Below are 11,171 nucleotides of genomic sequence, written 5' to 3' on the forward strand. Positions count from 1 at the left end.
GAGGGGGCAATTTCACATCAGAATAAAAGGGTCAACTTCGGCTGATGATTGACAGATCAGAACCTGCCGCGCGACGTGGACGAGGTGATCAATTACGTACGGGCGATGAACCACGGGCTTGCGCGGCTGCCTGAGCTGCCGGTCTCCGTACGGTTGATCCGCGAGATCCATGCCGAGCTGATGCGTGGCGTGCGTGGCGGCCGCTTGCAGGCCGGCGAACTCCGCACGAGCCAGAACTGGATCGGTCCGGCCGGCTGCACGCTCACCACGGCGACCTTCGTGCCACCACCGCACCACGTCGTGCCGGAGGCGCTCGGGGAGCTGGAGAAGTTCCTGAATGCGCACGACGAGTTGCCGCCGCTGGTGAAGATCGCGCTCGCCCATGTGCAGTTCGAGACGATTCATCCGTTCCTGGACGGCAATGGCCGCGTGGGCCGGCTGCTGATCACATTCCTGCTCACCGAGCGCGGCGTGCTGCACAAGCCCGTACTGTATCTGTCGCACTTCTTCAAGCAGCACCGGCAGGCGTACTACGAGCACCTGCAGGCTGTCCGCGACCGCGGCGCCTGGGAGGAGTGGCTGAAATTCTTCCTGCGCGGCGTAATCGAGGTCGCGGGCGAGGCGTCCGAGACGGCCCGGCGGATCCTGCAACTGCGCGAGCAACATCGCGCAGCGATCACGGCGCGGCTTGGCCGAGCGGCGGGCAATGGCCACAAGGTGCTGGAGTCGCTGTTCGACCGGCCGATCGTTGCCGTTGCCGACGTGCAGAAGTTGACGGGCACGACCTACGCGGCGGCGAACAGTCTGGTGTCCCGCCTCGTTCAGCTAGGCGTGCTCAGCGAGATGACCGGCTACGCACGCAACCGACGTTTCCGCTTCGCGCCCTATATCGCACTGTTCAACGATGCAGGCCCCGGCGCTGCTGCCGCGGAGGCAGGCGCATGAGTCAATTTGGGTTCTTGCAGGGCGAGTGGGCCAACCGTCTTCGATGCCGCCGCGAAGGCCGAGGCGGCGGTGCAGGCCGATCCGCGCACGGCCTGCTTCTACGCCCGCCGCGCGCTGGAGTTGGCGGTGCGCTGGGTCTTCAAGCACGACGGGGGGCTCAAGCTCCCGTACCAGGACAACCTCTCCGCGCTGATCCACGAGCCGAGCTTCAAGCAGACGGCCGGGGAGGCGGTGTTCAGCAAGGCGCGGGTCATCAATACGCTCGGCAACCGCGCCGTGCACAGCCACCGGCCGGTGCCTGAGGCGGATGCGCTCGCGGCGGTGCGCGAGCTGTTCCACGTCGCCTACTGGTTCGCGCGCACCTACGGGCGCACGGGGCGGCCTGCGCCGGGGCTTGCGTTCGATGCGGCCGCGCTGCCGCGTCCCGAGCGCGCGGTGGTGCAGTCGGCCGAGCAGTTGCAGGCCCTGGGGGCGCGCCTGCGCGAGCAGGACGAGAGCCTCGCGGCGCTGCTCGCGGACAAGGCCGCGCTCGACGAGGAGCTCAAGCGCCTGCCGCCGAGGTGGCCGAGGCGAAGCAGGCGGCGGCCGCGCAGCCGGACACGCACGACTACTCCGAAGCCGAGACCCGCGACTCTTTCATCGACCTCTTGCTCAAGGAAGCAGGCTGGCCGCTGGATTAGCCGCGCGACCGCGAGTTGGAGGTCAGCGGCATGCCGAATGCCGAGGGCAAGGGCTTCGTGGACTACGTGCTCTGGGGCGACGACGGCACGCCGCTCGGGCTGGTGGAGGCCAAGCGCACGCGCCGCGATGCGCGCGCCGGCCAGCAGCAGGCGAAGCTCTACGCGGACTGCCTCGATCGGCAGTTCGGCCGGCGGCCGGTCATCTTTTCCTCCAACGGCTACGAGCACTGGCTCTGGGACGACACGCGCTATCCACCGCGCCGCGTGCAGGGGTTCTACAAGAAGGCCGAGCTGGAGCTTTTGATCCAGCGGCGCACAACGCGCCGCGCGCTCGCCGAAGCGCCGATCAGCCCGACGATCGTCGAGCGCCACTACCAGACGCGCGCCATCCGCCGCATCGCCGAGGCGTTCGAGCGCGACCACGACCGCAAGGCGCTCTTGGTGATGGCCACGGGCGCCGGCAAGACGCGCACGGTGATCGCGCTCTGCGATCTCCTCATGCGCTGCAACTGGGCCAAGCGCGTGCTCTTCCTCGCCGACCGCGTGGCGCTCGTCAACCAGGCGGTGAACGCCTTCAAGAAGTTCCTCCCGGAGGCCTCGCCCGTGAACCTCGTCACCGAGAAGGAGGCCGAGGGGCGCGTCTATGTCTCGACCTACCCGACGATGATGGGGCTCATCGACGAGGCGGCAAACGGGCAGCGACGCTTCGGCGTGGGGCACTTCGATGTGGTGATCATCGACGAGGCCCACCGCTCGGTGTTCCAGAAGTACCGCGCCATCTTCGAGTACTTCGACTCGCTGCTCGTGGGCCTCACCGCAACGCCCAAGGACGAGGTGGACCGCAACACCTACAGCCTGTTCGATCTCGAGAACGGCGTGCCGACCGACGCCTACGGGCTCGAGGAGGCGGTGCGCGACGGTTTTCTCGTGCCGCCCAAGGCCGTGTCGGTGCCGCTCAAGTTCCAGCGCGAGGGGATCACGTACGACGAGCTCTCGGAAGAGGACAAGGACCAGTGGGATGCGCTGGAGTGGGACGACGAGGGGAACGTCCCGGACCGCGTCGAGGCCGAGGCCGTCAACCGGTGGCTCTTCAACAAGGACACCGTGGACAAGGTGCTGGAGCACCTGATGACGCGGGGCCTCAAGGTCGCGGGGGGCGACCGGCTTGGCAAGACGATCGTCTTCGCCAAGAACCAGCAGCACGCGGAGTTCATCGCCGAGCGCTTCGACGCCAACTACCCGCACCTGAAGGGGGCGTTCGCGCGTGTCATCACCTTCAAGACCGACTACGCGCAGAGCCTGATCGACGAGTTCTCGAACAAGGAGAAGGCGCCGCATATCGCGATCTCGGTGGACATGCTCGACACGGGCATCGACATCCCGGAGGTCGTGAACCTCGTTTTCTTCAAGCTGGTGCGCTCGAAGACCAAGTTCTGGCAGATGGTGGGGCGCGGCACGCGGCTCTGTCCCGATCTCTTTGGACCGGGGAAGGACAAGGAGTTCTTCTACCTGTTCGACTACTGCCAGAACCTGGAGTACTTCAGCCAGGATATCCCCGGAACCGAAGGCCACGTCGCCGAATCGCTCGCCAAGCGTCTCTTCGACGCGCGGCTGGAACTGATCGCAGCGCTCGATGGCCGCTCGAAGGAGGCCCTGGCCGAGGCGGTCAAGGAGGCGACGGCGACCTACGGCGATCCGCGCCATCCCCTCAGGCGGCCCCATCCCGCACCATCCCGGCGAAACTTTGTCCTTGCCCGCCTGCGGCGACTGGCAGACAATAGCGGCGCCCCGCGGTTATGGGGGGCACGGTCACAGCCGAAAAGGAGGCGCCCGATGAACGGCTTTCGCGCGGCGGCGGTCGGCGTGCTCGCAGTGGCGCTCGCGTGGGCGCAGGGGGCGGCGGCGCAGGAGAAGGACAACCAGGCGGTCGAGGCGGCCAAGCAACTGGGCTTCCGGACCTGCGCCAAGACGGTGTCCGTTCTCACCGATTTTATCTACGGCAAGGACAGCTTCTCGTACGTGAATACGTACAACACCAAGGAGATCGATCGTCACGCCCTCCTGATGCTCACCTCCAAGCCCTATTCCGACGGCACGTCGGTGGCCGCCGTGACCACGTCGCCGACCCCCGCCGGCACCTGCGACGGGACCTTCGTCCAGGTCTTCATGATCGCCGAATCCTGCCCGAAGCTGAGGGACACGACCTTTCAACAGTGGAAATACTACATGGACCTGGGCGGGGTGGCGCTGTACGAGGACCCCTCCTCCGACTCGCTGGTGGTCGCGCTCGCCTCCGTGCCCAGCGGCTGCCTGATCGTAAAGACGGGCATGATCTTCAACATGCCGTAGGGCCGGCGCGGTGCCGCTCATCATCAAGCTCAAGCGGGCCTACGACCCGCCGGCGGCTGGCGACGGGCGGCGGATCCTCGTGGATCGGCTCTGGCCGCGCGGCCTGACCGCGGCCGCCCTCAAGCTCGACTTCTGGGCCAAGGCCGTCGCCCCGTCCGACGAGCTGCGCCGCTGGTACGACCACGCCCCCGAGCGGTGGCCGGAGTTTACGCGCCGGTACTTCGCCGAGCTGGATGCGAACGCGGATCGGGTGGATGAGTTGATCGAGCACCTGGGGGCCGGCACGGCGACGCTGCTCTACGGCTCCAAGGAACCTCGGCTGAACAACGCCGCCGCGCTGAAGGCCTACCTGGAGACACGCACCCGGCGCGCCGCGCGCCGGACGCCGGCGGGTCGTGGAGGTTCCAAGAGGAAGTCGACCTCTTGAACGCGCCGGCCTGCTACTTCTTCCGGTCCGGCGGCTTCTTGGCGGGGCCTTCCGCGAAGAGGAGCCAGGCGAGGACGACGAAGCCGATCGCGACGGCGGTGATGGCCAGCCAGGTGCCGAACTTCTCAGGCATGACGCTCCTTCCTTCCCGTCTTCCCCCCGGGTGATCCGCCCAACGGCGGGGGATGCTCGACCGGATGCCCCGGCCCCGGCGCGTGGAGCGCCGCGATCAGCCCCGGCTCCAGTCGCTTGACCCGCCCCTCCGGCGTGGTCGCGACGAGGGTCGCCGAGCCCTCCACGACGGTCCGCCGGCTCGCGCGCTCGCGCACGACGTGGGCGAAGGTCATCGACGCCTTGCCGCTCCGCGCCAGCCTGGTCTCGATGGTCAGGGTGTCGCCGTAGCGGACCGGGGAGCGGTAGGTCAGCTCGGCGTGGACGACCATGAACAGGGTGCCTTCCTGCATCAGCTCCGCCACGGAGAGGCCGCGTTGCTCGAGGAAGTCCGTCCGCGCCCGCTCGAAATACTTCAAGTAGTTGGCGTAGTACACCACCCCGCCGCAGTCCGTGTCCTCGTAATAGATGCGGATGTCCATCGTATCTCGTGAAGCGTATCGCGTCGCTCGTGAAGCGCTTTAACCCGCATGATTCATGACGGTTCGTCGCGAAACCGTGGAGTCGCGTCGCGAGACGGGCGCGCGGAGCCGCGAAGACCCGGGGCGTACTTGAAACCGTACGTCGAGGGTCTGAGCGGCGAGCCCGCCCGCCAGCATGCGCGGCAGTCGCATGCTGGCTTGTCGCAGCCGCGTCCTGTATGTGGCAGAGGACCGCAAGCAGGAGAGCGTGGAGGCTTCTGGGGCACGCTGACGCCTGAGCAACGGGAGGGGATTGAGGCCATCGCGATGGACATGTGGGCGCCCGCCATCCAGTCGACCCAGGCTCACCTCGAGGAGGCTGCCGCGAAGATCGTCTTCGACAAGTTCCATATCGCCACGCATCTGCATGAGGCCGTGGACGGGGTGCGCCGGGCGGATCAGCGGGCTTTGAAGCAGGCGGACGATACTCGGCTGACGGGAACCAAGTACCTCTGGCTCATGCGGCCCACGGCCATGACGGCCGAGCCACGGGCGACGTTCCGCACGTTGCAGCGGACGGACCTCAAGGTGGCCCGGGCCTGGGCCCTGAAGGAGCGCTTCCGCCAGTTCTGGGAGTATACCTACCGGGGCGCCGCCCGGAACTTCTTCGCCCGCTGGTTCTGGCGCGCCCCGCACAGCCGACTACGGCCGATGGCCGCGGTGGCCACGCTGATCCGGCGGCCTCTCCCGAACGTGCTGACCTCTCTGCGGCATGGCATCACCCATGCGGGATTGGAAGCCGTCAACGCGACATCCAATGGGTCAAGAACACCGCTCGCGGCTTCCGCAACGTCGAGCACTTCAAGACCGCGATCTATTTCCCTTGTGGAGGATTGGATCTCCATCCAACCCCCACGAAAGCCTGAAGAGCCCTTTTTCTTCTCCTTCGGCCCCTCCGCGAACAGCAGCCAGAGTAGCACCACAAAGTCCATCCCACGACAAACACCTGACGAGGGAGGTCAGCGGGGGATCAGCGGATTCGTCCACTTGAGGCCGGGGAATCGCGAGAAATCTTGATCCGTTGTATGGAGCGTCGCGCCATGCTCAATGGCAATGGCGGCCAGGGCGGCGTCCATGACCAGTGGTCCTGCGGCTTGGCCGGTGTGCAGAAGGCTGCGGAGGATATCCCAATGACGTTCGCCTGCTTCGAGGATGCCGGCCACTGGTTGGTCTAGCCAGGACGACACCGCCGCTTCGGCCTCCGCCGTCGAGAGCGGACGGTCGAACACACGGGGGTTTGTCGAAACCCTGAGAAACGCCCAGATCGTCAGCCAGGCAAAGCGCACCAGTTGAGACCCGGACAATGTCGCTTCCAGCCAGGCGCGACTCGCCTCGTGCTGCTCAGCTCTTGGATGGTACGCGTACAGGAGCAGGTTGGCATCGACGAGGATCATCGGTGGAGCGGACCTTCCACTTGCTCGATCAGGTCCGCGACGCTGTCCAGGACGAGACCGGGTCGAAGATTTCCAAGGTCTCGGAACACGACTTTGAACGGCTTTCGTGGGGGCGTGCTGCGCTGAGCTGCAAGGCCGCGACGGAGGACGGCGTTCACCGTATCTCGGAAAGACCGGCCCAGTCGGCGCGCTTCCGCCTTCAGTTTGGCGGCCACATCGTCATCGAGGGTCAGCGTGGTACGCATGTCGTGATGCTATCGCCCAGGCATCACGATGTCAAGTCGTTGGCACCTCGATGACTATTTCTTCTTTTTGTCCTTCGGCCCCTCCGCGAACAGCAGCCAGGCGAGGACGACGAAGCCGATCGCGACGGCGGTGATGGCCAGCCAGGTGCCGAACTTCTCAGGCATGACGCTCCTTCCTTCCCGTCTTCCCCCCGGGTGATCCGCCCAACGGCGGGGGATGCTCGACCGGATGCCCCGGCCCCGGCGCGTGGAGCGCCGCGATCAGCCCCGGCTCCAGTCGCTTGACCCGCCCCTCCGGCGTGGTCGCGACGAGGGTCGCCGAGCCCTCCACGACGGTCCGCCGGCTCGCGCGCTCGCGCACGACGTGGGCGAAGGTCATCGACGCCTTGCCGCTCCGCGCCAGCCTGGTCTCGATGGTCAGGGTGTCGCCGTAGCGGACCGGGGAGCGGTAGGTCAGCTCGGCGTGGACGACCATGAACAGGGTGCCTTCCTGCATCAGCTCCGCCACGGAGAGGCCGCGTTGCTCGAGGAAGTCCGTCCGCGCCCGCTCGAAATACTTCAAGTAGTTGGCGTAGTACACCACCCCGCCGCAGTCCGTGTCCTCGTAATAGATGCGGATGTCCATCGTATCTCGTGAAGCGTATTTCGTATCTCGCTACAACCGTTTGATGAGGTTGCTCAGCATTCTGGATTCGTGATCGAGCTTTTCCAACACCTTGTCCCTATCATCAACTGAAAGGAAGCCGAGATCGTGGGCCACTTCAATTTGCGTTTCAGGTTCGGCACCAGAACCCAGCGCAACATAGAGCAGTTGGCGATACTCCGGGTTGTGTTTTCGATTGAATCCTTCCGCCACATTGAAGGGATTGATACGGCCGCGCGACGCATCTGTGAGATCAGCCCATACATTTCTTCCTCGGGGAAATTTCCCAGTCGCTCGATACACATCGAGGACGATTTCCTTGCCCAACTTCCACAGTTCCAGATCGCGGAAATTCAGAATCTTTCCCACTTCAAGCTCTTCCGTCTATCCCGCTTGCTACGAGATACGCTTCACGAACGACGCTCTTCAGAGGCGTAGGTTTGGGAATTGCGGTAATGAGCTGTCGCCCACGCCCGTCAGCTTCAGCACGATCTCATGGAGCTGGTGGAAGCGCTCGGGCTTCACCGGCTCGAAGCCGTGGCCCAGCACCGCGTGGCCGGCGGCGTCGAGCAGCGGCTTCATCTTGGGCCACTGGGCGAGGTAGGTCTGCCCCATCGGATCGCCCAGCCCCGCCAGCGCCCGGAACTGCGCCTGCAGCGGCAGCTTGTACTTGCCGTCCACGTCGTCCAGGAAGCTCGTGCGGCAGGGCTCGCGCAGCGCCTCGGGGAGCTGCTCCGGCTGCACGTCCCAGGTCTTGATCTTGTAGCGCTTGAACAACTGGAGCTGCGCGAAGGCCTCCAGCGCCCGGAGCAGCGTCGCCATCGCCGCTTCCGCATCCTGATCCACCTCCATCCGTCGCCGCGCGTGGGCGAGCAGGTCGTGGGCCACCGCCTCCTTCACCTCCAGCGGGTCCAGGACCAGCTTTTCGAGGAAGCCGGCGTTCTGCTTCACCGCGGGCAGGGCGGCCTTCAGGCCGGGAGGGCCGCCCCAGACCAGGGCCATGTCGAGCGCCTTGAGCGAGGTCTTGAGCTTGTCCCACGCCTGGCGGTAGTGGAACCGCTCCCAGAGGCCGTAGCCCTGGGCCAGGTCGGCCAGCGCGCGATAGAGGGGCTTCTGCCCGCCGCTGACCCGCGCCTCGACGTGGCGGAAGAGGGAGGCGGCGGCCTCGAAGGACCCGCGATTGAACAGGGCGGCGGCCTCCCGCGCGGCGTGGGCCGCGGCCTCGTCCCACGGGTTGCCCTGGGCCCAGCACCGCGGCCGGTCCTCGATCGTCACGAGCTCGCCCTCGGCCGCCGGGCCGTCCGCGGCCGCCGGCCCCAGCATCACGACGCGCGAGGTCGCCGGCAGGCCCGCCAGCGCCATCGCCGCCGCCATGGCGGGCGTCGCGCCGGTCAGGTCCAGGACGAGCTCGCCGCCGTGCACCTCCCAGGCGCGGAGCATCTCCGGCAGCCCGCGCGCCAGCGTCCGGTAGCAGGCCATGAAGCGGGCCGGGTCCGGCGTCACGAGCCAGTCCCAGCGGCGCGGCATCTTGGCGATCATCGGCTGGACGGCGGATTCGACGAGCGCCTTGGCCGGCTCCGGCACGAAGAAGCAGAGCAGCTCGGGGGTCAGCCGGTTGATGGTGTAGGCCGCGGCCGGCGCGTCGTCCGTGACCGCGAGCAGCAAGGCCTTGACGGGGCTCTCCGCGCTCATGACGCGCGGACTATAGCACCGGGGTCCCCCCTGATCAACGGGACCCGCCGGCCGGTTCCTTGACGGTCTCGGGGAATGTGTCTACACTGACCCCGCCCTGCGCCGACGCCCCCGTGGCCCGTTCATCGGCCGGCGACGAATCGAGGGGCGCGCCGGGGACCCCGGAGGTGCCACGATGGTGTGGTGGTCGTGGGCGTTGCTCGGCCTGGCGCTCCTGGCGGCGGAGCTGCTCACCCCGGGCGGGCTCTACCTCCTGTTTTTCGGCCTTGCCGCGCTGGCGGTCGGCGCCCTCGCCGGAGCGGGTCTCGCGGATCCGCCCTGGCTGCAGTGGGCGCTCTTCTCGATCCTGTCCGTGGTCTCCCTCCTGCTCTTCCGTGGCCCGCTCCTCGCTCGGCTCAAGGGACGGGACTCGCAGGCCCACCCGGTGGACACCTTGGTCGGCGAGCTGGCGACGCCCCTGGAGGATCTCGCACCAGGCGGCGCCGGCAAGGTGGAGCTGCGCGGCACGATCTGGAACGCGCGCAACGCCGGCCAAGCGGCCCTGGCCAGGGGCCGCCGCAGCCGCGTCGAGCGGGTCGACGGGCTCACGCTCTGGGTCGGGCCGGAGTAACCTCCTCACGGTCACGCCGCCATGGAGGACCTCACTATGTCGGGCTCAATGATCGTCGTCGTGGTCCTCGCCGCCCTCGTGGTCCTCGTCATCGCGAAGACCGCGGTGGTGGTGCCGCAACAGAGCGCCTACGTCATCGAGCGGCTCGGAAAATACTCTTCGACCCTCGGCGCCGGCTTCCACATCCTGCTCCCGTTCATCGACGTCATCCGCTACAAGCATTCGCTCAAGGAAACGGCCGTCGATATCCCGGAGCAGGTCTGCATCACCCGGGACAACGTCCAGGTTTCCGTGGACGGGGTGCTCTACCTGAAGGTGCTGGACCCGGAGCGCGCGTCCTACGGGATCTCGGACTACGTCTTCGCGATCACCCAGCTCGCGCAGACCACCCTGCGCAGCGAGGTCGGCAAGATCGACCTGGACCGCACCTTCGAGGAGCGGACCAACGTCAACATCCACATCGTCGACGAGCTGGACAAGGCGTCGGAGCCCTGGGGCGTGAAGGTCCTGCGCTACGAGATCAAGAACATCACCCCGCCGCAGGACGTCCTGGCGGCGATGGAAAAACAGATGCGCGCCGAGCGGGAAAAGCGGGCGGTCATCCTCACCTCCGAGGGCGTGCGCGACGCCGCCATCAACCAGGCCGAGGGCGAGAAGCAGCAGGTCATCAAGGCGTCGGAGGCGACGAGGCAGCAGCAGATCAACGAGGCCGAGGGGGCGGCCTCCGCGATCCTGGCCCTGGCCGCCGCCACGGCCGAGGGCATCCGTCGGGTCGCCGAGGCCATCCAGGTGCCGGGCGGCTACGAGGCGGTGCAGCTCCGCGTCGCCGAGCAGTACATCACCAAGTTCGGCGAGCTGGCGAAGGCGAGCAATACCCTCGTCCTCCCGGCCAGCGTGTCGGACATCGGCTCGATGATCGCCCTCGCCATGAACGTCATCGGGCGCCGTCCCGAGGCGCCGCGTTAGCTCAAGCCGGCCGCCCAAACAGCCGATGCGGAACCGGAGGGCCTGATGCACGAAGACGTCTGGGATCCCCCGACCGGCCTGTGGAGCCGGTTCGGGCTGGTGTTTTTCGCCGAGCACTATCTGAAGCTCCTGCGCCGGATGGGGCGGGAGGCGGTCCTCTACGGCCTCGCGCTGGAGGGCGTCCCGCCGGAGGGGCCGAGCGAGCCGGCCCAGGAGGCCCGCCTCCGGGAGGCCGCGACGCTGCTCCGCCGCACCTTCCGCACCTCGGACGCGGTGGCCCGGATCGCGCCGGACCGCTTCGCCGTGCTGCTGCCGGAAGCCTCGCCCCTGGCGGCCGAGGCCCTGCGCTTCCGGCTGGAGGACCGGCTGGCCGAGTGGCGGACGGAGCACGCCGGCGAGCCGCCTCTCCTGTTCAGGCTGGTGATGGATCGGGTCCGGCCGGACCGGGAGCCGACCTTCCTCGGCGTGCTGACGCGCATCGAAGCGGCGCTCAGGAGTCGGCAGCCCGCCTGACGGAACGCTGCGCCCGTCCCGCCGCACGGGGGTCCGCCCGTCCCCTCGGCGACGCCCCGCGGGCCGGTTTGACAG

The 11,171-nt window shown here is 67.5% G+C and carries 12 protein-coding genes and 1 pseudogene; 8 read left to right on the forward strand and 5 right to left on the reverse strand.

The annotated features are described in order from the left end of the window. Positions 1 to 75: 75 nt before the first annotated feature. The 3 genes and pseudogenes from AC1U7O_RS05040 (at position 76) to AC1U7O_RS05050 (ending at position 4,401) form a co-directional block, all read left to right on the forward strand. The gene (locus AC1U7O_RS05040) at positions 76 to 945 is read left to right on the forward strand and encodes a Fic family protein (RefSeq protein WP_479893500.1); all 870 of its coding nucleotides are present in this window, start codon (positions 76 to 78) and stop codon (positions 943 to 945) included. Further along, a pseudogene (locus AC1U7O_RS05045) lies at positions 942 to 3,281 on the forward strand (DEAD/DEAH box helicase family protein); the annotation flags it as partial. The gene AC1U7O_RS05040 and the pseudogene AC1U7O_RS05045, both read left to right, overlap by 4 nt. A gap of 703 nt (positions 3,282 to 3,984) precedes the next feature. Next, positions 3,985 to 4,401 (forward strand): DUF488 domain-containing protein, encoded by a 417-nt coding sequence (locus tag AC1U7O_RS05050; RefSeq protein ID WP_479893501.1) that lies wholly within the window; start codon positions 3,985 to 3,987, stop codon positions 4,399 to 4,401. 125 nt (positions 4,402 to 4,526) lie between these two features. Here the strand turns inward: AC1U7O_RS05050 and AC1U7O_RS05055 are convergent, their stop codons facing one another. Continuing rightward, entirely contained in the window at positions 4,527 to 4,994 is a 468-nt protein-coding gene (locus AC1U7O_RS05055) for an acyl-CoA thioesterase (protein ID WP_479893502.1), read from the reverse strand. A 48-nt stretch (positions 4,995 to 5,042) separates the two neighbouring features. Between AC1U7O_RS05055 and AC1U7O_RS05060 the strand changes: the two genes are divergently transcribed. Continuing rightward, complete coding sequence (locus AC1U7O_RS05060; protein WP_479893503.1) at positions 5,043 to 6,050, forward strand: transposase; 1,008 nt, start codon at positions 5,043 to 5,045, stop codon at positions 6,048 to 6,050. On the opposite strand, the gene AC1U7O_RS05065 is transcribed toward AC1U7O_RS05060, so the two are convergent. Next, positions 5,993 to 6,427 carry a TA system VapC family ribonuclease toxin gene (locus AC1U7O_RS05065; RefSeq protein WP_479893505.1) on the reverse strand — a complete coding sequence of 145 codons (435 nt, stop codon included), beginning with the start codon at positions 6,425 to 6,427 and terminating at the stop codon, positions 5,993 to 5,995. The genes AC1U7O_RS05060 and AC1U7O_RS05065 overlap by 58 nt on opposite strands. A gap of 2 nt (positions 6,428 to 6,429) precedes the next feature. Here AC1U7O_RS05065 and AC1U7O_RS05070 point away from each other — a divergent pair, with 2 nt between their 5' ends. Continuing rightward, complete coding sequence (locus tag AC1U7O_RS05070; protein ID WP_479893507.1) at positions 6,430 to 6,726, forward strand: hypothetical protein; 297 nt, start codon at positions 6,430 to 6,432, stop codon at positions 6,724 to 6,726. Positions 6,727 to 6,829: 103 nt separating this feature from the next. On the opposite strand, the gene AC1U7O_RS05075 is transcribed toward AC1U7O_RS05070, so the two are convergent. The 3 genes from AC1U7O_RS05075 to AC1U7O_RS05085 are packed head-to-tail and all read right to left on the reverse strand — an operon-like array spanning position 6,830 to position 9,007. Beyond that, a complete protein-coding gene (locus tag AC1U7O_RS05075) occupies positions 6,830 to 7,297 on the reverse strand; it encodes an acyl-CoA thioesterase (RefSeq protein WP_479893502.1) in 468 nt (155 codons plus the stop codon). Positions 7,298 to 7,327: 30 nt separating this feature from the next. After that, positions 7,328 to 7,684: a four helix bundle protein gene (locus tag AC1U7O_RS05080; protein WP_479893508.1), complete on the reverse strand. Its 357-nt coding sequence runs from the start codon at positions 7,682 to 7,684 to the stop codon at positions 7,328 to 7,330. A gap of 57 nt (positions 7,685 to 7,741) precedes the next feature. Then, positions 7,742 to 9,007, reverse strand: coding sequence for a TIGR02710 family CRISPR-associated CARF protein (locus AC1U7O_RS05085; protein ID WP_479893509.1), 1,266 nt, complete (start codon positions 9,005 to 9,007; stop codon positions 7,742 to 7,744). A gap of 175 nt (positions 9,008 to 9,182) precedes the next feature. On the opposite strand from AC1U7O_RS05085, the gene AC1U7O_RS05090 reads away from it, so the two are divergent. Genes AC1U7O_RS05090 through AC1U7O_RS05100 form a run of 3 tightly spaced genes read left to right on the forward strand, consistent with a single transcriptional unit; the run spans position 9,183 to position 11,096 of the window. Further along, complete coding sequence (locus tag AC1U7O_RS05090) at positions 9,183 to 9,617, forward strand: NfeD family protein (protein WP_479893511.1); 435 nt, start codon at positions 9,183 to 9,185, stop codon at positions 9,615 to 9,617. Between the two features lie 36 nt (positions 9,618 to 9,653). Then, the gene (locus tag AC1U7O_RS05095) at positions 9,654 to 10,583 is read left to right on the forward strand and encodes an SPFH domain-containing protein (protein WP_479893512.1); all 930 of its coding nucleotides are present in this window, start codon (positions 9,654 to 9,656) and stop codon (positions 10,581 to 10,583) included. A 45-nt stretch (positions 10,584 to 10,628) separates the two neighbouring features. Next, the gene (locus tag AC1U7O_RS05100) at positions 10,629 to 11,096 is read left to right on the forward strand and encodes a diguanylate cyclase domain-containing protein (protein ID WP_479893513.1); all 468 of its coding nucleotides are present in this window, start codon (positions 10,629 to 10,631) and stop codon (positions 11,094 to 11,096) included. The last annotated feature ends 75 nt before the right edge of the window (positions 11,097 to 11,171 follow it).

This window comes from Candidatus Nitrospira neuquenensis, assembly GCF_979578155.1.

Coding starts and splice junctions, on each gene's coding strand:
- AC1U7O_RS05055 (WP_479893502.1), bottom strand. CDS start 4,994: ATGGACATCCGCATCTATTACGAGGACACGGACTGCGGCGGGGTGGTG.
- AC1U7O_RS05060 (WP_479893503.1), top strand. CDS start 5,043: ATGATTCATGACGGTTCGTCGCGAAACCGTGGAGTCGCGTCGCGAGAC.
- AC1U7O_RS05065 (WP_479893505.1), bottom strand. CDS start 6,427: ATGATCCTCGTCGATGCCAACCTGCTCCTGTACGCGTACCATCCAAGA.
- AC1U7O_RS05075 (WP_479893502.1), bottom strand. CDS start 7,297: ATGGACATCCGCATCTATTACGAGGACACGGACTGCGGCGGGGTGGTG.
- AC1U7O_RS05085 (WP_479893509.1), bottom strand. CDS start 9,007: ATGAGCGCGGAGAGCCCCGTCAAGGCCTTGCTGCTCGCGGTCACGGAC.
- AC1U7O_RS05090 (WP_479893511.1), top strand. CDS start 9,183: ATGGTGTGGTGGTCGTGGGCGTTGCTCGGCCTGGCGCTCCTGGCGGCG.
- AC1U7O_RS05095 (WP_479893512.1), top strand. CDS start 9,654: ATGTCGGGCTCAATGATCGTCGTCGTGGTCCTCGCCGCCCTCGTGGTC.
- AC1U7O_RS05100 (WP_479893513.1), top strand. CDS start 10,629: ATGCACGAAGACGTCTGGGATCCCCCGACCGGCCTGTGGAGCCGGTTC.